The organism is Embleya sp. NPDC025285, from assembly GCF_055558835.1.
Window position 1 is genome coordinate 1 of record NZ_JBVHLU010000123.1, and the last position, 18,151, is coordinate 18,151.

Genomic DNA, 18,151 nt, shown 5'->3' on the forward strand with positions numbered 1-18,151 from the left:
CCCATCGCGGAGCGCGCCAAGCCCCGCAAGATCCCCATCGGCGCCGGCACCCCCGACCGCAAGGTCATCACCGCCTGAAGCAGGGCCACGACACCACCCTGCGGGGCCGACGACGGACGCACCGCCTCTCGGCGCGCCCGCCGCCGGCCCTGATAAGTGTCGGCCGCCGCGAACGTGTCGGGCCGGGAGGTGGGGCTCCTCTTCGGCCGCGGGGCCCGGTCGTGCCGACGCCGATTCGGGTCGGCGGACGGCGGGAGGCCACTCGGTCGGGACGGGGCCGCGGCCGGAGGCCGGTTGCGTCACAGTCCCAGGAGGCTGACGTGTACGGGTGATTCGGGGGAGTGGCCGGCGCCGGCCCCGGCGCTGTCGCGTATCCCGTAGGAGACCTGGAGGCCGCCGCCGCCGGCGGCGAGGACGGTGACCAGTCCCGCGTTCACGGTGACGCGCCGGTCCTGGCCCTCTCGGGCGAGGACGGTGTGGCGCACCTCGATCGACCCCCCCACCACAGATGGACGGTGTCGCCCGCTCGGATACCGGAGGACGGGAGGAGGGGGATGTGGACGGGCACGTTGAGCAGTACCGGCCCGTTCACCGGCGCGTGCACCTCGGGCGCGCGTCCAGGGCCCAGGCCGGCCCGCCACCAGGTACACCCGTACCCGGGCCGCCCGGCTCCAGGCGGACCGGTTCCCGACGACGTCCTCGATCCTGTGGGCGATCGCAACCTCGCCGCCGAGCTCGAAGACGCCGGCCACGGGTTCGCGTACCTGATCCGGGACCGGGACGGGAAGTTCACCGCCGTCTTCGACGCCGTATTCGCGTCGATCGGAATCGAGATCGTGCCCACCGCGCCGCAGGCGCCGCGCATGAACGCATTCGCGGAACGCTGGATCGCCTCCGTCCGACGCGAATGCACCGACCTGCTTCTCGTCACCGGCGAACACCACCTGCGCACGGTCCGCGCCGCGTACGTCGAGCACTGCACCACCGGACGCAGCCACCAAGGCGACGGACTGCACCTGCGTGCCCCCCGACGACGACCCGAACGTGCTCGCGTTCCCGGCACGGCTCGACCGGATATGCCGTCGCCAAGTCCTCGGAGGGCTGCTCAACGAGTACCCTTCCGCCGGCCCAGCCGGTGATGGATGTGGAACTCGCGGCCGTGCAGCCCGCTGTGGGTCTGCCCGAACAGCCCCGGGCCGCCCGTGGTGAAGCGGACCAGCACGGCGATGACGAGCAGAGCCGGCGCGTGCGGGGTGCCCGGCCTTGTGGCGGTCAGGGCGTATCGCTAACGTCCGCGCATGGCGCTGAAGACTCTGGAGATCAACCAAACGTGGGTCGAACGTATGCTCCGCCTGGCCGAATCTCCGTGGGAGCGGGCCGCCGTGGAGCAGCGCTTCGTCGACTACGGCTGGATGCGGCCCGGCGAGGTGCTCGACTGGTTCGGCGGGGCCTGTGCCCCGCATGTCATCACCGGTTCCGATGACGGGATCGGCTACCGGCTGGAGTTGGAGGCCGCAGATGACTCCGGCCGGCCGGAGATCGTCGGGGTGCGGCTTGCGTGTGCGCTCTTCTGGCCGCCGTCCGGCCAAGAGGTGGACGAGGACGAGGAGGACGAGGAGGACGAGCTCGACGGCGACTACACCTCCGAATGGGTCCGGTTCCCCGACGCCCGCCGCGAAGCCTTCGAAGCGGAGTACGTCCGACTCCGCGCCCTCGTGGCCGCCGAGCTGGGCGAGCCGGACAAGGAGGAGCCCGATGAACAGAGCGACCGCACGGCCCTGTGGCGGCGGCCGGAGTTCATCGTAGAGCTCATCGTCATGGACGACGTCAACACCTACTCGTACTACGACGTGATCCTGCTGCGGGTGGCCCGCGCCTGGTGACGCGGCGGCGTGCCGAGGACGCATGGGTTGCAACGCGAGCCCCTGCGCGCCTTGAACGACCGGAGGGCGGTCGGTGTTCGAGATCGACCCCGGCCCGGCCGAGAGGCTGCCCGCGTCGCGTACGAACGTGCCAGTTCCCCCTGTTCCAGCGCGCGGACCCGCGTCGTGCCGTTCGGCGTCATGGTCGGGGTGCGCGCCTGGGGGTCGACGATGCAGTGTCCGTCGATGAGCAGACGGGCGCACCGTAGGCGGAGGCGGTCGACGGTGGAGACGGTGTCGGGCGCAACGAACCGCTGTCGGCCGTGGCGCTGCACCCTGTCGAGGTCGACGGCGAGGGAATCGAGTGCGTCGGGCTCGGCGTTGCGGACCGGATGATCGAACGCTTCAAGGAGCAGGTGGCGTCGGCGACCAAGGGGGCGGGCGAGCGGGGACCGACGAGGGGAGATCTGAGGGTGCCGCTAGCGTGGCCGCATGGAGCGCAGCCCGCTGGACGAATGGCAAGCAATGCGTCGCGTCGTCGACGGCGTTCGGCGCTACGGCGCGTTCGAAGCGCGGACCTCCACGAAGGCGCTCGCGGCCATTGCCGGCTGTACGGTGCCGTTGCTCGCGGCGATGGCGGGGTCGTTCGCGAGTCCGAATCCGGACACGCCGAAGGTGCTCGTCCCGGTTATGGCGGTGCTGCTGGTGCCCGTCGTCGTGTGGATCGTCTGGCTGGTCGTGCCGCGCGTGCGGCTGCGGGTCGACGCCGACGGCATCGCGGTCCGCGGGCGGCGCGTCGTGGCGTGGGAGGACGTGGCCGAGTTCCGGACCAGGATCGCCGCGGGGCGGGCACCGCAAAGCTACGTGCTGGTCGAACGCGCCGGCGCCGCCGGCCCGCTGCCGCCCGTGAAGCTGCCGATTCTGCTCGACGTCGACACGGCAATTCTGCGGACCGCACTCAACACCCTCCTCGTCGAGCAGCGCGAAGCAACACGGCCCGGCCCCGGACCCGTCCGGCCGCGCCCGAGCCGGCCCTGACGCGGCCCACTGCGTACGTGCTTCCCACACACCGACTCGGACGAACCGGCCTGTGCGATCGAGGCGTTCGTCGCCCACTTGGTCTCGGAGTGACCAGCGTGGCGGCCTCAGCGGAGCTTGCCGGCGCGCCGCCGCGATCACCGCGTTCGCACGCGCTCGGGACTCCGACCGCCACGGGCACGACGTCCGCGCCACCCGCAAGCGCCTTCTCGACCGACCCGGCCCCGCCCGACCCGACCCCGCGTCGTCGTATCCGAGGGGACGATGGATCGCCCATCTTGCGGCCGTCCCACAATCGGCCGTCGCCGCCAAGCGCGATGCCATGCTTGCCGAGGTTTGTCACGACATTCCCGAGGCCCGGATCCTCGACAGCAACGACTACGCGTCCCTCCAGCCGAACTTCCGGGTCTCCTACGTCAACGGGCCCTTCGATTCACCGCATTTACGTATTGCCGGCATCACGGCCGCACAGCCGCTGCCGGATGCGTCGGCCACTGGGTCAGCAACGTCGCCACCGACAGTCGGTACTTCTGCGCGCCTACCATGAACGGCGCGAGCGGAATCTCCCGCTGTGACTGACGAGTCCTCGTCTCGCAGCCACACGCCAAAGACCTACGCACGCCATGCCTCTGCGACATCGAGCGCGCCGCCGAATCAGTCGGGGCCAACGCATGCCTGATCGCCGAAGACGCTCGGGGTGACGACGCTGTCGACCAAGTCCCCCGACGGCCCGAACACGCCTACATCCGAACCCGGTCGGTATCCCCGGAAGTGGAACCGATTCTGCGCGTTGGTGCGGTTCACGGACCGGTCGTCGCTTGGCTCGTTCGGTGCCACGATCCATCGTTCGGCACGGACGAGAAAGATCGAATTCCGGGGGACTGATGCGCGGTTACGTCGTTCGAACGGTCACTGCGGCGGTGCTCGGCACCGCACTGGTCGCGATATCGTCCGCCTGCACCTCCTCTTCCGGGCGCGGGCCCGGAGCCGCCTGGCCCGATCGTTCGGAGGCGCATACCGAATCCGCCTACCAGGGGCCGACGCTGCCGGGTCTCGAGGCGAAGCCCTTGTGGTCCACGGAACTCGCCGACGAGGACGCGGCTCGGCCGAGTCCGCCGATGTTCGCCCTGGGGTCCGGAACCGTGGTCGTCTTCGCACGCTCCAGGCGTGTTCCCGGCGACACACCGGGCCCATCGGATCCCGGAAGCGGCGGGGGCGTTGCCGTCGAGTTGCGCGACATCACCACAGGGAACGTGCGCAAGACCTTGACCTTGGACGGCGTCGTCACGGGTGAGACCTGGCTGGGCAAGCCGGCGATCGTCGTGCGCGGAGAGCGGATCGTCCCCTCCGACGGCCTCACCAAGGAGACTTCCTTCCGAACCGTCCAGGCCTGGGACGAACGCGGCGAGCGGATCGGCGCGGTGGAGCTTCCCGGTGGGGGCGAGGCACGGGTCCAGGACGGCTGGATCATCGAACCCACCGGCGTGAGGAACACCTCCGTCAAGGTGCGGCGCGCCGACGACACGGGCCCCGGCCGCGTTTTCACCTGCGAGCCGGGCGACGACTGCTCCTTTTCCACCAGGGGGCGCACGGCCGTCGTCGTCGGCGCGGGCGAGAGCCCGATCCTGGTCGAGGGCACGATTTTCAAGTTCGAGGACGTCAAGGACGACACCCTGGAACGACACCGCAGGCTCGTCGCGTTCGACGCCTCGACGGGCGCGCGGCGATGGGACACCGACAGGGTGGAGACACCTGCGAACACCGACCCGCGAGACCTTCGCTCCACCTACGCGCCCGATGTCATCGGTACCGTGAACGGCAAGCTGGTCATCGCATGGATGAAGCACCCTTCCGGCCGACTCGTGGGCCTGTACGACCCGGTCACCGGTGCGCTGACCGCCGCAGGCCCCTCCCCGAAGTCGTCCTCCGTCCTGGTCACCGACGCGACGGGCAGCGTGGTGGTCCTGGGCGGCGAAGGTGCCGATACGGACGGTGCACGAAGCACCGCCTGGGAACCGGCATCGGGCCGGACCCTGTGGCAACAGGACGACGACGAGGTCGCGTTCACCCCGTACAGCATCGTCGGCGGCGTCCTGTACGGACGGACCCGGGCTCGTACCGCGATCGCCCTCGACGTGCGCAGCAAGCAGGTCATGGCCCGCGACCTGGACGTCGACGAAGAGCCACTGCCGCTGGGCGCGCACCATGCCCTGGTGGTCACCGGTACCCGGGTGTTCGTCTTCCGGACCCGCGTGGGCTGACGTGCCACGGTTTCGAAGTGGCGGTGTGAGTAGGGACGTTACCGGTGCGGGCCGTCCGCTGCGGTTCGGGAGCGAACCCGGCCTGGGCTGGACGGCCTCGCCTTTCCGGTCCCGCGTGTGCAGGTCGATGTGCACCCGGACGGGCTCGGCGGGGTGACGATCTCGCCGAGTCGAAGAACACCGCAGGTCGGAGGGCGCAGCTCGCCGGATGTGCGAAGCGGCTGAGGATATGCCACGACTCTGAGACTGAATCGGCGTGTCATCGCCGGGAGACAGCGAAGAAGTCGCTGGTCAGAAGACCGGCTCTTGCCACGGGCGTTGAGACTCCACAGCACGGACGAAGCTCCCACCGGTGCCGGGCCGGCAGGCCGGGCGTCGGTGTTCGGGACGCTTGCGAGGGTCGGCCGTCGTCATCGTGCGCGCTTCCCTCCCTTTCCGCGTACTCGAGGGCGCCGCCCCCCGGCGCCGATCCGCGATGCCTTGTGTCCGACGAACGTGAACGGCCGGGCACGGTCACACGAGGTGAACCTGTGCCCGGCCTGCTCCCGCGACGACCCCGGCGGGCAGCCGGTGCTTCCGGGTTTTCGGCTGCTGTGTGCGGGGCGGACGACCGAGGCCCACACGGACCTGATGGCAAACCACCTCCGGCCCGGAAACGGCCTTCGATCGTCGACTCGGACGGGACTGCGACTCCGGACGGTGGGGCGGTTTCGAACCTGCACCACACCCGCGCCCGGCGTGGACCGCCCCGTGCCGGGGTCGCGGCGCCTCGGTCTTACGTCCGGTCGTGGATCGTCTTGTGGATCCAGTTCTTGTACGCGGTGTCGTTGGTGTACAGGCCCGGGCCCGTCGCGCAGCCGGGTTTGCCGTCGCCGTCGCCCGAGGTGGTGCCGATCAGCTCCCACCGGCCGGCGCGGTTCTTTTGGATCTGCGGGCCGCCGGAGTCGCCGAAGCAGGCCATGGCGTTGAGCTTGCGGCTGACCGTGCACAGGCGGGTGGCGTCGGTGCGGCCGTTGCACTCGGCGCTGGTGCCCAGACGGGTGTCCAACTCCTGGAGCCGGTTGGGGAAGACCGCGTCCTCGAGCCTGTCCGGGTCGACGATGGTGCCGAAGCCCAGGAGCCGAGTCGGCGTGCCCACCGGCCCGGCCTGCTTGGCGAGTTTGATCGGCTTCTCCTTGACCGGCCGGTCCAGGCGGATCAACGCGAGGTCGTTCACGTTGTAACCACCGTCGTCGGCCGGCTGCGAGTAGCCGGGGTGCATTACGATCCTGTCGATGCCGCGTACGGTGCCGCCCTGTGTGCGGTTCTCGCTGCCGATCCGTACCGTCCCGGCCAGTTCGATGGGCAGATCACGGTCGACACAGTGCGCCGCGGTGAGGACCCATTGCCGATCGATCAGGGTGGCCCCGCACCCGGCGTCCACGCCCCCGGCCGTCATCGGGACGTAGGCCATGAACGGGTAACTCTCGGTCGAGTCCCGCCCGTTGACGATCGCGCCGGCACTGCCGGCGAACGCCGTGGAGCCGAGCACGAGTGCCGCTCCGGTGGCCGCGATCGCCTTGGCGACCAGTCCGCGCCGGCGGCGCGGGACGGGGCCGGTGTCGGCGGTGGAACGCGAGGCGGATGCGCGCATGTAGAGACCTTTCGTGGAGGCAGGGTCGGCCGCGCGAGGGTGCGGCGGCCGTACCCGGGCCGAACGTCTTCCGCGTCCGGGCCCGTGCGGTTCATCCTCGGCGCGGCGCTCCACTGGAAACAGTCGCTTCGATGTCATCCTCGGATAGATTCCGGACAGGCCGGTGACCGCGGTACTCAAGGCCATCGACCGGTTCGATTCCGCGTTCGGCACCGGGTCCCCCACCTTCGCCATCCCGACGATCTCCGGCGAGATCAATCGAGGCGGAGCTCGCCGCGAGCGGGGCGCGAGCGCCGTGCTCGGCCGACGTCCCGCGTTCTCCCAGTGCGTGGGAATCAGGGCCGCAGCGCGCCCGTGTCGCGCGTCTCGGCCGGGGGTGCCCCGCTGTGACCCGCGCCGATGGTTGGTGCCCCGTTCGTGTGCCGGGGGTTCGGCGGGCCGACCGTATCGCCCCTCACAGTAGGGTCTTTCCGGCGGATCAGGCTGAGCGTGATCCGCCGGATGCTGGGATGACTCAGGCGATGGAGAACTGAGCGATGTATTCGGCGAACGGTGGGATTCCCACTTCTGTACGGCGCTCGTCCATGCGCTCGGGCTCCTCGCAGGGCCACGGGGTCGGCGAGCCGTCCTTCACGCCGGCGATCTGCGTGCCGTTGGTGTCCTTGCACCACCCGCTCGAGATCCGGGACATGGGTACCGAGCTCGCCCGCCTGCGCGCCGAGGCACCGCGCCGAGGCACACTGCGGGACGGTCGATGAGTGACCAGCCCAGGCAGCGGCATGCGCCACCCGCGCGTTGCGAGCGAACAGGACCCGCCGTGGACGGCATTCGAGGGCGGAACCCGGTGGGTCAACTCGTCCAGGTTTTGAGTTGAGTGGCGACCTCCCGCACCGGGAGGCCTTCGCGTGCCGCGTGGGCCAGGGGGAGGACGGTGTCCAGGCCGGGGCTCACCGGGAGACCGCACGCGGCGAGGTAGGCCGCGGTGACGGTGGCAGCGAACAGCAGGTTCCTCGTCTCCAGGCTCGGGTTCCGGGCGAGTTCGCACAGGAGCGCGGCGGCTTTGTGGTGGGGCTCGGGGTAGACCTCGTGGTCGAGGACCTCCGCGCGGTGGCGTGCGTCGGCCGCCATCGGCACGCCGTAGTCGACGACCTGGGGGTCCCCGGGGATCTGCTGGGCGACGGCCAGGATCCAGGCGAGGTCGATCCGCAGGTTCACGCGGCGTCCCGCGGCGCGGTCCGCGCCGACTCCGCCGCAAGGCCCGGGTAGCGATCCTCGCCGAACTCCGCCTCGAACCGGTCGGCGTACGCCGCCAGGAACGTCGCGGCGCCGGCCATGAACGCGGCGCGCGACTCGTTCACGTCCTGCTCGATCAGATCGGCCACGTATCCCTGCAGGCTCAGCCCACGGCGCTTCGCCCGCTCCTCGGCGGCGGCCTTGACGGCCTCGTCCAGCCGGATGTTCGTCTGCTTACCCATGCCCACCAGCATAGCTATATGCAGGTACCGGCGACTAGCGCGTGAGCGGTGGCGGTGGATGGACCACGTCAGCGCCTGGACGAGGGGCGGTCGGTCGGTGGCGTTGACCGCCGCGCCGTACGGTGTCGACGACGAGGAGCGGGAGGAACTCGCCGCCTGGGTCGAGGACTATCCCCGGCTCTCGCTCGCCTACGGAAGGGGCTGGTACGGCTTCGACACCACCCAGGTCCCGCTGTTGAGGTCGGACCGGATCCCCGTCGTCGAACCCGCGTAGCCGTGGCCGAAACCGCCTGCGGCCCGAGGCGGTCACTGGCGGCCGGCCGGTCGAGGCGGCGAAGGTGGGACGCATGACGACGAACAACCACCACCAGGACAAGGACAAGCCCCCCGGTGGCCGGCGGTGCCCGCTCGGCGCCGCGTCCAGCCACCCGTGCGGCGGCCCCATCGGTGACGACGGCGCGCCGCTGCTCGGTTGGGTGGCGGCCTGCGGCGGAACGGAGGACAGCCTGCCCGGGTGCGGCGTGCATCTGGGCGAGGTCCTGGTGGTCTGGGATCCGGGGGAGTGGTACGGGATTTCGTCCACCGGCGCGAGCCCCGAGGTCACCGCCGTGGTCGGGCGGTTCGCCGATCGGGTCGCGGCCGAGGTGGACGTGGCCAGGCGGATCGTGGCCGTGACGGACCCGGACGCCGCCGAGGACCCCGTGTGGCCGGTCGATGCGGTCGAGTTGGCGCGGGCCGTGCGATGCGTGAACGAGGCGTTCGCCAAGTCCCATGGTTGACCGCAGGCGCGGGAACGGCGCCGGGCGGCCTGCGGTGGCATCCGGGGGCATTGCCGCAGCCGGACCGGCGCGGCTGGACCGGAGTCGACAACCAGCGTTTGGAGTCGATACCCGGCCCGGGCGCGGGTCCACCGGCGGTTCGCGTCCCGGGCGGACGTGTCGCGGATTGGCGCGACGGCGGCCTGGCCGCCGATCTGCGTGGCCTGGGCCGGACCGGCGAGCAACTGCGCGTCGCGCACCGCGAGGCGACCGCGGCCACCGCCGCGCTGCGCGCCCTGGCCGGCCTGCGCTCGCTCGCTCGCCTGGTCCCGCCGCCCGCCGCCGTCGAGGACCCGGCCGGCCTCGTTATCGACGACGAGCCGGCCCCACCGGCCGCCGCCGAAGTCGGGACGCCCGGGCGGGCGCTGGACCACCTGGTGGCCTGCGGGGCCCCGCCCCGCAGGAATGGGTCCTAGCCTAGGGCTGCTCCGCAGAAGCTCGTGGAGAGGTGCCGAAAGGCGGGTCTGGACACCTCGGGTGTGTCAGGCGAAGGAGAAGTGCACGGCGGCTTCGGCAGGCGTGGTCGCTTGGCGACGTCCGGGGACATCGTGAACGGTGGTTGCGCCCTCGGAGCGGAGCTGGTCGGCACTGGCGTCTCGGGCCATGGCCGCGGCGTAGGCGTGGACGTCTGCGGGGGTGAGGTCGGTTCGGCCTCGCTCGGTGTACTGCTGGAGGAGGTCGGTGACCTCCGGGTTGAATCGCAGCATGGTCACCGGGGCGTTGAAGCGCCTGGCGATGGCGATGAGTCGTGCGCGTGCCTGCGGGGTGACGTTCGTCGACTCGGCGACTGCGCTGCGTCCGATGGCGAGCCTGGCAACGATCCTGCGGTCACGTTCCTCGAAGATCCGTGCGTCCGCCGCGTCGGATTCCGCTTGTGCGGGTGAGGTGCCGAAAAGCTCCGCGCGGATCCCGTCGCTGGACACCACGGCTTCCGCGTCGATCTGCCCGCTCTCGATCAGCGCCCGAACGAAGCTGGTCTTGCCCGAGGCCGGCGGGCCGACGAGGACGACAAGTCCTGCCGGCACCCGGATGGCCGACGCGAGAGTGTTGAGATAGAGGTCGCCTGCGCAGTCGAGGGCTTCCTCCGGGGAGCCGACCGGCAGTCCGCTGGGCAGGATGTTGTCCCGGTAGCTGTCGTTGCCGGCCAGATAGAGGGCGAAGCCCCAGGTATGCAGCACACCGGTGAAGCGCAGGCGGCACAGCGGCAGACTCTCCCCACCGGGCAACTCGGCTGCCACGTAGGCGAATCCTGCGCGAAAGCGGACCGCGATGGCGTCCACGTGGGGCCGGCCTGCGCGAGCATGTCGGTTCAGACGCCGGCGCAGGTGGTGCTGCATCGATTCCGGGGGGTTCTTCGGCACGGGCCCATCCTGCCGGGTGCATTCGTGTCGGTCTCCGCTTCCGTCGCAGGCGCGGGTGAGGTTCCTCGGCGGCACCACCGTCGTCACCGGCGCGGTGTTCGTGAAGGGCCGGGGCACCGCGAGACGCATCGCGTGGGAGCCCGGAACGGTGGTGCGCGTGCTCGACATCCCGCGCCCGTGTCTCCCAGGACAGCCGGACCACGCGTACACGGTCGTGGCCGACACCGACGACGACCCGGCCGACGCGCTGCGCCGCGAGGGACACCGGGTGCTCGGCATGCGTCACCGCCTCGACATCCCGCCCGCCCCGACCGACCGTTCAACGGCCGCCTCGCCGTCCGCGACCGGACCGCCGGGATGCGATTCGTGCCCGCCGACCAGCCGCTACACGGACGCCGACGACGAACTGGTGGTGGACCCGGAAAGCGGCGCCGCGTCGTCTACGTCGCCCGGTTCGGCGTCGGCGTCGGTCGGGGCGCAGTCGTCGGCGATTTCGTGCTGCCGCTCACCGCCGAACGCGTGAGCGTACTCGACGCCTACGAGGAGGAGTTCGGGCGCTCGCGTGCCGCGTGCGCGGCCGTGGGCGCGAACGCCGAGGCCGCCGCCGTCGTGCGCGCCGGCGGGTGGGCACCGCAGCGGCTGTGCGGGGTCCGCGACGAGCTGTTCGCGCTCGTCGACGCCGACGACGCCCGCGCGCTGCTCGGCCGCACTCCGGCCGAGTCCGAGATCGAGAAGCGTGGTGGGTCGCCGAAGTGGGGGCCATGGCCTTCATCAGGTGGAGTCCCGTCGTCGCCGGTGAGCGTACGCCCGGCCGGGCGGGTCGGTCGGGAGGGCCGCGGAGTGCGCCCGGCGTACCACCGCGTCCCTCGATCGAGGCAATGTAAGTCCGAGTCGGCTTGGACAGGATGACGGACGGCGATCTCGCCCCTTTCCGGCATGACCAGTGTCGTTCGACGCCGCGCCGTCCCGCGGCGCACCGTCGCCGCCGCCCTTGCTGGGACGAACCCGAGGCCGCCCCCGACGAGGATGGAGTTGTGCTGTGACTTTGACGACGGCGAACATCGCGACCGAGTTGGAGACCGCGAACCGGGTCGGCGACCCGGCCGCGGACGCGTTGGTGTCCGATCTGATCGACAACCGGGAGGTCGACGGGGTCAACCACCTCTTCCGCACCATCAACACGCTGGGACCCGACCAGGATCTGTCCCGACTGCCCGAGCGCCTCGCCCGGTTCCTACGCGAGGCCCAGGCACCACCGCCCGGCTGGAGCGAGGCGGACGTCAAGGCGGCGGAAGGCTTCTTCGACCACCATCACGGCGAAGCATCCATGCTCCAGGGCACCGTCGGCCTCATCGGCACCTACCTCTCACCCACCGGCGCCTTCACTCTCCGCTCCACCGGCCGACTCGGCGGCGTGGAAGGTCCCGGCCGGCGACTGTCGCAGTCCTCACGCCTGTTCCTCGACATGGGCAGGAAGGACGCCCTGCGCGACGGCACTCTCGCCGCCACCGTGACCAAGGTCCGCCTGGTCCACGCCTCGGTGCGGCAACTGCACAAGAAGAGCGGGGAGTGGGACTACGAGAAGTGGGGCGAGCCGGTCTCCCAGAAGTACACCACCGGCGCCTCCTGTGTCTTCAGCACCCAGATTCTCCAGGGAATGGCGCGCCTGGGCCTGCACGTGTCCAAGGACGACCAGCGCGGGTTCGCCGGTGCCTGGCACTACGTCGACCACTATCTCGGCACCCAGGAGAAGTGGCTTCTGCCCAAGGACCCGGACGAACTCGAACGCCTGTGGAACCACGTGCGGGACGACGAGTGGAAGAAGACCGACGACGGGCTGTTCATGACGGCCCAGGCCCTCGACTTCTACCGGCGACTCCTCGGCCCCGGGATCAGCGACGCGTACATCGCGCTGACCCGCGTCGCGCTCACCGACAAATACGCCGACATGGCCGGCATCCCCAAGAGCCCCCTCGACATCGCGGGCACGCCCCTCGCCGCCGGCCACGGCCTCGTCAGCCACACGGCCGGCGGACTGTTCGGCGCGACCGCGAAAAAGACCGTCGGCGTCAACCCCTACACCGACATCATCGGCGTCGCCTCCAAGGCATTCAACGACGTCGAAAGGTACGCCCTCACCCACGACACGGACGACCAACCCCAAATGCACCAGGAACTCCACGACAACCGCTGACCCGACACAGGCGCACCCCGGCCCCACCGGGGTGCGCAGCTCGCCCTCGCCGAAGCCGCTCGCAATGCCGCGCCGACCCTCGCGGAGCGCCCGGACGTTCGCCCGTCCACTGCGCCCGCGGGTGCGTGCGATCGTGTTGACCACCTTGTCCCACGCCCGGGGAGTGGTTGGTCGGGCGGTCGGTGTGGTGCGGGCCGGTGTTCGCGGGCTGTGCGCACATCGGCGGGGCGACGTGGACCCGCTGTGCGAGGGCGAGTGATCGACTGCACGGCGAGCGCCGTCGAGACTGGGACACGGGAGCTGTACCGGCTCGCCGGGTATCTTCTGCTCGACGTCGCCTTGGTGTGGTGGGCCCACGGCGTGGGTGGTTGTCCGTGGGTGTCCATGGCCCGGGGCAACGCCACCAAACGTTCGCGGAGTTCGTCGTCGGTGAGCACGTCCCGGGGCAGTCCCAGGACCAGGCGGTCGCGGGGTTCGCGGGTGGTGGCGCGCAGGTGTTGCGTGGGGACGTGGTCGAGGAGGTCGTGGGCGTGAGCGGCGGCGTCGCCGGGCGCGGCGGGGGCTTCGGCGAGGGCCGGGACGGCGGTGGCCGCCGCCCAGCCCGGTGACGCATACGCGGCGGCCGCAACGGATTCGCGGGCGTGCTCGCCCGCCCGGTCGCCCTGTCCGAGGGCGATGTGGGTCTCGGCGGCGTGCAGGAGATGCTCGGCACGGTCGAACCCGAACCGACCCCGGGCCTGCGCCGGGCACGCGTCCAGGGCGTCGTCGGCGTCGGCGAGGGCCCGTCGGGCGTCCTCGGCGCGACCGAGCGCGGCCAGGGACGGCGCGAGTGCCCAGGACGACAGTTGCGCGCCGTAGCGGTGTGGCCGCGAGGGCGAGGCCGCGCTGGACATGCACGAGCGCGGCGTCGTGGCGACGGTCGGCGCGGGCGACCATGGACGCCGCACCGAACGTCCACGCCCGCAGGTCGTCTGCGCCGCGGCGGTCGCCCAGCAGCGCGGCGGCGGCCAGGTGGGCCTGGACGCCGGTGTGGTCGCCCAGGTGGAACGCGAGGTTGCCCAACAGCGCCGTGAGCCGGGCCGCGACCGACCGCAGACCCGCCGTCGCGACGTCGTCTCCACCGCCGACGGCATGTTCGAGCACGGGTGCCAACATGACGCGCACGCGGTGGAGTTCGCCGAAGAGGATGTGCGGTGGGTGGCGCGCATAGTTGAGCGCGTAGTGCTCCACGGCCGCCTCGGCGAGGTCGACGAGGGCCCGCGACGCGCGCGGGTCGTCGGCGAGGGCGAGGTGGAGGGATTCACGGACGGCGGGCAGTCCGGCGGCGGTGGTCACGTGTTCCACCCCCCAGTGCGTGGACCGCAGGAACCCGCCCGACGCACCGCAACTCGTGCCCTCGGTCGAACGGTTGCCTCCCTGGTCGTCCGGCCGCCGGACACCGTCGTTGCCGACCGCGGTTTCGGCACCGCCGCCAACGACCACGCGATGACCGAACTCGGAGTCCTGCCGATCGGCCTCCAACGCACCGGCACCCCCGGAAAGGCACGACGCGAGCACGAACGAACTCGGCCCTTCCGCCGAATGGCGGAACTGGAGAGTAGGCATCGAAGCCCGCATCAGGCACCTCAAGCGCACGTTCGGCTTCCGCCGCACCCGTCTCCGGCGCCTGACCGGCGCCGGCACATCGGCCGGACTCGGGATCTTCGCCTACAACCTCCAGCGGATGGCCATCCTCAGCCGGTCCTACGTTGCTGTGCGGGTTGATCAAGGCCAGTCGTAAGGTCTGGAGACCCGGAGACACCGGGTATGGCTTTCAGCCGGTTGCCCTCGTTGGCTCGCTTCACCTGGCCGTCCGGTGTCTCACGACGACTCGGCCGCTGATTGGGAGTTGCGAGCACCGGGAGGTGTGTCGCTCGGTAGGACCATGCCGGCGAGGTCGTTCGGGAGGACAACGCACACCGACGAACCGGAGGAACCCGTGCCCATGATCTGGGCGGGCGTGGACATCGGCAAGTCCCATCACCACTGCGTGGTCCTGGACAGCGAGGGCAGACGTCTGCTGTCCCGACGAGTCCTGAACGACGAACCCGAACTGTTGATCCTGCTCGCGGACGTCCTGGCCATCGACGAGGACGCCGTGTGGGCGGCCGACGTCGCCGACGGCATGGCCGCCCTGCTGATCAACGTGTTGCTCAACCACGATCGGCGCCTGCTCTACATACCCGGCCTGGCGGTGAACCGCGCGTCGGCCGGCTATCGAGGCGTCGGCAAGACGGACGCCAAGGACGCGACCGTCATCGTCGACCAGGCCCGCATGCGCCGCGACCTGGCGGTGCTGCGACCCGACGACGAGCACGCCTTGGAACTGCGGGTCCTCACCAACCGTCGGGCCGACCTGAACGCCGACCGCACCCGCTGGATCAACCGCCTGCGCGGCCAACTCTCGGCAATCCTCCCTACGTTGGAGCGCGCGCTCGAACCGGGAAACGTGGGCCGCCCTTTGATCCTGTTGACCGGCTATCAGACCCCGGCGGCTCTGCGTCGCACGGGTCGAAAGCGGCTGACCACCCGGCTCCGCAACCGTAAGGTCCGCAACGCGGAAGCCCTGGCCGAGGCCGCCCTGGAAGCAGCCGATCGACAGCACAACGCCGTCACCGGGGAGAAGATCATCGCGCAGGTGATCCACACCCTGGCGAAGGAGGTGATGGTCCTCAACGAGCAGATCGCCGAGATCGACAAACTCGTCGAGGCCCGGTTTCGTGAACACGAACTCGCCGAGGTGATCTCCAGCATGCCCGGTATCGGCCCGCTCCTGGGAGCGGAGACCCTGGCCGCCACCGCCGGCGACATGAGTCGCTACGGCAGCTCCGACCGGTTGGCCGGCCTTGCCGGCGTCACCCCCGTGCCCCGGGACTCGGGCAACGTCAGCGGCAGTCTCCACCGACCCCGGCGCTACCATCGCGGCCTGCAACGCGTCTTCTACACCTCCGCGCTCATCGGTATCCGCAACTGCGAGGCCTCGCGGACTACTACGAACGCAAGCGCGCCGAAGGCAGGCGACACACCCAGGCCGTCCTCGCCCTGGCCCGACGACGCGTCAACGTCCTGTGGGCCCTGATCCGTGACAGTCGGTGCTATCAACGCGAACTCCCTGTCATCGCTGCGGCTTGACAACCTCATTGGGAGGTGAAACAGACCGAAGCCGAGGCGAATCCGTCACGGTCGTCCGACGGCACTGCCCTTCACCTGGACGAACCCTTTTCAGGGGCAAGTAGCTAGACAACCGCCGCACCTGCCAGGAGCCCCCTCCGCGTTATCCGCCCGGCCCGGGCAATCTCCTCACATACCCTCAAGCCGTTCATGGAGTTCCTCGGCGAATCGAGTCCGGTAGACGCCGTGGACGATGGCCCCGGGAGACTGGTAGCCCCTGTGCTCAGGGTCCGAGACATCCCCGTCCCACGGCGCCACGCCTTCCGGAAGCAGCGGAGCACGACCCAGATACATCCGAGCAACTTCTTCCAGCCGTAGTTCTCCCACAATCACCGAACTCCACAGCCCGTAGCCCTGCCGGACCACCCACATGCACAGATCCTCGGTGCCGTCTTCGGACCAGACGTCCCCATCCACGCTCACACCCTCCGAGAAGTCGGCCAGCGATTCCGCCGCGGACTCGTATGCGAGCGCGAACGCTTCAAGCACCTCCCGCGAGTGGGACTCCAACCACAACTCCAGGGCGGACAGACGTGGTCGTGTCGCTTCCAGGACCTCCCAGAACCAATCGGAAGCATGATCCGGTCCCATCTCGGCTCCTGTGTCGACGGCTGCGGTACTCGCCCGACCGTACAGCGCAGGTGGCCCTGGACACTCCCGGGCCTCATCGTCGGCGAAGGGCGCTGACCACCTGCACAGTCACCGGTTTAACAGTCAGACACTTCAGACCCGCGAAGAACACCCACGGTGGGCCGGCGCAGGTCGGCGCTGCGGTCGACGGGGGCGTCCTCGGAGCTCTTGGCGTTGTCGGTAGATCTCCGTGGCTCGGCTCGCCGGCGTTTCGCCTTGGAGTCCAAGGTCGGTGCCTCTCGGTGGCCGTCCAGGAAAGGTTGCACGTGTTGTCGATAAGGAACGAACTCATCGCGGCGTATGGGGCGTACGGGCTCCACACCGTCACCCAGGCCCCGGATTCACTGGTCGATCGTGACGCCAGGCGTCTCGTCTGCGAGATCGGCGTGCCGCGGGGGGTTGGGGGAGGCCATCACCTTGACTCCGAGTCGGATGGAATCCGTCCCGGCGAAATTCGGCTTCCTCTTCCTCGACAGCCATCGCGCTCTTGCCGACCGACTGCTTTTTGTCGGCTACATCGGGCGATGTCCTGTGCCTGGACGGAGCGACGGGCGCCGTGGGTGCCATCGCGACGCGTGAGGGGCCCGACCGACCGTCGTGAACGAACACCTGTCCATGTTGGTGCGGTGTATGGCCGTCGTGGAATCACGCTCCGGCCTTGTATGGTCCGTATCCCGAGTGGCTGCGGCAGCAGTTCGAGGGCGTGATCTGGATGTTTCGGACGGGTGCGCAGTGGTGTGAGATGCCGGAGCGGCCGATGACCAGGACGTCGCCGCCCTCCATCGTGGCGGGGTAGGCGGACTGCCCCGGGTTCCACACGTTGGGGTCGCCCTTGGCGAACATCGGGTGGTAGTTGTGGATCGCCTCGAAGTGCACCGTCTCGCGGCGGCGGGTCGGCATCTGCATCGCGTTGATGGCGACGCCGTCGTACACCCATGCCGAGGTGTCACGCGTGAACAGGTGGTTCGTCACCGGCGTGACGACGAAGTCGTCGAGATCCATGGTGTGGAACGCGAGACTGTCGGGTTGCTTGATGTGCTCCAGGACCTCGCGCTTGGTGATCCCGCCGATCAGATGCCGTACCAGCGTGTCCGCTTCGAAACCCTCGAACAGACCGCGTAGTTCGTCGACCGCGAGCAGGCCTTACGCCCGCTCGTCGAAAACTCGGTCGAGGATCAGCAGGCGTCGCGGGCATAGGCGTAGGGGCCACCGGATGCCGGGATGCGGGCCCCGAGCCTGCCGAAGATCATCGCGATGAGGATCGCGCCGACCGACACCAGGCCGAACGCGAGAATCGAGACGGTGCCGTACTTGGCCAACGTGGCCGGCAGCAGGAAGATCCCGGTTCCGATCACTCCGCCGATCACCAGCGCGGTGGCCTGCGCCAGGCCAAGCGATCCGGGAGGGCTGCTCTTGCGCGCGCCAGGCACCGGGACATCCGCGGGTGCTGTGCCGGCCGGCATCGTTTCCTGGCTCATTTCCGGTCCTCCTCGTGGCGGATGCACCGCAGACCAGTCCCGCGATGCGGGACGGCCACCCCGCCACCCCTTTCGCCAGTGATCCTCTCGGCGGAACGGGATTGGTGATCAGAGCCGGCAGGCCCCACCCGAACGGCCACCCGGCCCTGTCTGCAGGGCCGTTCGGCCCCCGGCCACCGCGCACGGCACTA

General features: G+C 70.2%; 18 protein-coding genes and 4 pseudogenes. 13 read left to right on the forward strand and 9 right to left on the reverse strand.

The genetic code is table 11. The annotated features are described in order from the left end of the window. Nucleotides 1–299 precede the first annotated feature (299 nt). Nucleotides 300–506 (reverse strand): hypothetical protein, encoded by a 207-nt coding sequence (locus ACZ4FV_RS45095; RefSeq protein ID WP_465326724.1) that lies wholly within the window; start codon nt 504–506, stop codon nt 300–302. Between the two features lie 201 nt (nt 507–707). Here ACZ4FV_RS45095 and ACZ4FV_RS45100 point away from each other — a divergent pair, with 201 nt between their 5' ends. The 4 genes from ACZ4FV_RS45100 (at nt 708) to ACZ4FV_RS45115 (ending at nt 5,161) form a co-directional block, all read left to right on the forward strand. Further along, nucleotides 708–1,139, forward strand: coding sequence for an integrase core domain-containing protein (locus tag ACZ4FV_RS45100; RefSeq protein WP_465326726.1), 432 nt, complete (start codon nt 708–710; stop codon nt 1,137–1,139). Nucleotides 1,140–1,298: 159 nt separating this feature from the next. After that, nucleotides 1,299–1,883 carry a hypothetical protein gene (locus tag ACZ4FV_RS45105; RefSeq protein ID WP_395871009.1) on the forward strand — a complete coding sequence of 195 codons (585 nt, stop codon included), beginning with the start codon at nt 1,299–1,301 and terminating at the stop codon, nt 1,881–1,883. A gap of 471 nt (nt 1,884–2,354) precedes the next feature. Continuing rightward, on the forward strand, nt 2,355–2,900 hold the full coding sequence (locus ACZ4FV_RS45110; protein WP_465326728.1) for a hypothetical protein: 546 nt from the start codon (nt 2,355–2,357) through the stop codon (nt 2,898–2,900). A gap of 1,253 nt (nt 2,901–4,153) precedes the next feature. Further along, nucleotides 4,154–5,161 carry an outer membrane protein assembly factor BamB family protein gene (locus ACZ4FV_RS45115; RefSeq protein WP_465326730.1) on the forward strand — a complete coding sequence of 336 codons (1,008 nt, stop codon included), beginning with the start codon at nt 4,154–4,156 and terminating at the stop codon, nt 5,159–5,161. Nucleotides 5,162–5,936: 775 nt separating this feature from the next. On the opposite strand, the gene ACZ4FV_RS45120 is transcribed toward ACZ4FV_RS45115, so the two are convergent. From ACZ4FV_RS45120 to ACZ4FV_RS45135, 4 genes and pseudogenes are all read right to left on the reverse strand, one after another. Continuing rightward, the gene (locus ACZ4FV_RS45120; RefSeq protein WP_395870975.1) at nt 5,937–6,794 is read right to left on the reverse strand and encodes a S1 family peptidase; all 858 of its coding nucleotides are present in this window, start codon (nt 6,792–6,794) and stop codon (nt 5,937–5,939) included. 514 nt (nt 6,795–7,308) lie between these two features. Further along, nucleotides 7,309–7,446, reverse strand: a pseudogene (locus ACZ4FV_RS45125) (DUF6624 domain-containing protein); the annotation flags it as partial. Between the two features lie 197 nt (nt 7,447–7,643). Next, the gene (locus ACZ4FV_RS45130; protein ID WP_465326732.1) at nt 7,644–8,009 is read right to left on the reverse strand and encodes a hypothetical protein; all 366 of its coding nucleotides are present in this window, start codon (nt 8,007–8,009) and stop codon (nt 7,644–7,646) included. Continuing rightward, on the reverse strand, nt 8,006–8,269 hold the full coding sequence (locus tag ACZ4FV_RS45135) for a hypothetical protein (protein ID WP_402239183.1): 264 nt from the start codon (nt 8,267–8,269) through the stop codon (nt 8,006–8,008). The genes ACZ4FV_RS45130 and ACZ4FV_RS45135 overlap by 4 nt, the downstream gene beginning before the upstream one ends. Nucleotides 8,270–8,327: 58 nt before the next feature. On the opposite strand from ACZ4FV_RS45135, the gene ACZ4FV_RS45140 reads away from it, so the two are divergent. From ACZ4FV_RS45140 to ACZ4FV_RS45150, 3 genes are all read left to right on the forward strand, one after another. Then, on the forward strand, nt 8,328–8,543 hold the full coding sequence (locus tag ACZ4FV_RS45140; RefSeq protein WP_402239182.1) for a hypothetical protein: 216 nt from the start codon (nt 8,328–8,330) through the stop codon (nt 8,541–8,543). A gap of 73 nt (nt 8,544–8,616) precedes the next feature. Next, nucleotides 8,617–9,048, forward strand: a complete 432-nt coding sequence (locus tag ACZ4FV_RS45145) for a hypothetical protein (protein ID WP_465326734.1) — start codon at nt 8,617–8,619, stop codon at nt 9,046–9,048. Then, nucleotides 9,045–9,503 (forward strand): hypothetical protein, encoded by a 459-nt coding sequence (locus ACZ4FV_RS45150; RefSeq protein ID WP_465326736.1) that lies wholly within the window; start codon nt 9,045–9,047, stop codon nt 9,501–9,503. The genes ACZ4FV_RS45145 and ACZ4FV_RS45150 overlap by 4 nt, the downstream gene beginning before the upstream one ends. A 66-nt stretch (nt 9,504–9,569) precedes the next feature. Here the strand turns inward: ACZ4FV_RS45150 and ACZ4FV_RS45155 are convergent, their stop codons facing one another. Then, nucleotides 9,570–10,448, reverse strand: coding sequence for an AAA family ATPase (locus ACZ4FV_RS45155; protein ID WP_465326738.1), 879 nt, complete (start codon nt 10,446–10,448; stop codon nt 9,570–9,572). Nucleotides 10,449–10,503: 55 nt separating this feature from the next. Here ACZ4FV_RS45155 and ACZ4FV_RS45160 point away from each other — a divergent pair, with 55 nt between their 5' ends. The 6 genes and pseudogenes from ACZ4FV_RS45160 (at nt 10,504) to ACZ4FV_RS45185 (ending at nt 15,813) form a co-directional block, all read left to right on the forward strand. After that, nucleotides 10,504–10,971, forward strand: coding sequence for a hypothetical protein (locus ACZ4FV_RS45160; RefSeq protein ID WP_465326740.1), 468 nt, complete (start codon nt 10,504–10,506; stop codon nt 10,969–10,971). Continuing rightward, a complete protein-coding gene (locus tag ACZ4FV_RS45165) occupies nt 10,968–11,357 on the forward strand; it encodes a hypothetical protein (protein ID WP_465326742.1) in 390 nt (129 codons plus the stop codon). Before ACZ4FV_RS45160 ends, ACZ4FV_RS45165 begins: the two co-directional genes overlap by 4 nt. Before the next feature lie 130 nt (nt 11,358–11,487). Then, the gene (locus ACZ4FV_RS45170) at nt 11,488–12,642 is read left to right on the forward strand and encodes an oxygenase MpaB family protein (protein WP_465326744.1); all 1,155 of its coding nucleotides are present in this window, start codon (nt 11,488–11,490) and stop codon (nt 12,640–12,642) included. Nucleotides 12,643–13,016: 374 nt separating this feature from the next. Further along, nucleotides 13,017–13,250: a hypothetical protein gene (locus ACZ4FV_RS45175; protein ID WP_395874588.1), complete on the forward strand. Its 234-nt coding sequence runs from the start codon at nt 13,017–13,019 to the stop codon at nt 13,248–13,250. Between the two features lie 746 nt (nt 13,251–13,996). After that, nucleotides 13,997–14,422, forward strand: a pseudogene (locus ACZ4FV_RS45180) (transposase); the annotation flags it as partial. A 198-nt stretch (nt 14,423–14,620) separates the two neighbouring features. Further along, nucleotides 14,621–15,813: pseudogene (locus tag ACZ4FV_RS45185) on the forward strand (IS110 family RNA-guided transposase). A gap of 168 nt (nt 15,814–15,981) precedes the next feature. Here ACZ4FV_RS45185 and ACZ4FV_RS45190 read toward each other — a convergent pair. The 3 genes and pseudogenes from ACZ4FV_RS45190 to ACZ4FV_RS45200 form a co-directional block, all read right to left on the reverse strand. Continuing rightward, the gene (locus tag ACZ4FV_RS45190; RefSeq protein ID WP_465326746.1) at nt 15,982–16,443 is read right to left on the reverse strand and encodes a hypothetical protein; all 462 of its coding nucleotides are present in this window, start codon (nt 16,441–16,443) and stop codon (nt 15,982–15,984) included. Between the two features lie 849 nt (nt 16,444–17,292). After that, nucleotides 17,293–17,526: pseudogene (locus tag ACZ4FV_RS45195) on the reverse strand (arginine deiminase family protein); the annotation flags it as partial. 131 nt (nt 17,527–17,657) lie between these two features. After that, entirely contained in the window at nt 17,658–17,960 is a 303-nt protein-coding gene (locus ACZ4FV_RS45200; RefSeq protein ID WP_465326748.1) for an amino acid permease, read from the reverse strand. Between the last annotated feature and the right edge of the window lie 191 nt (nt 17,961–18,151).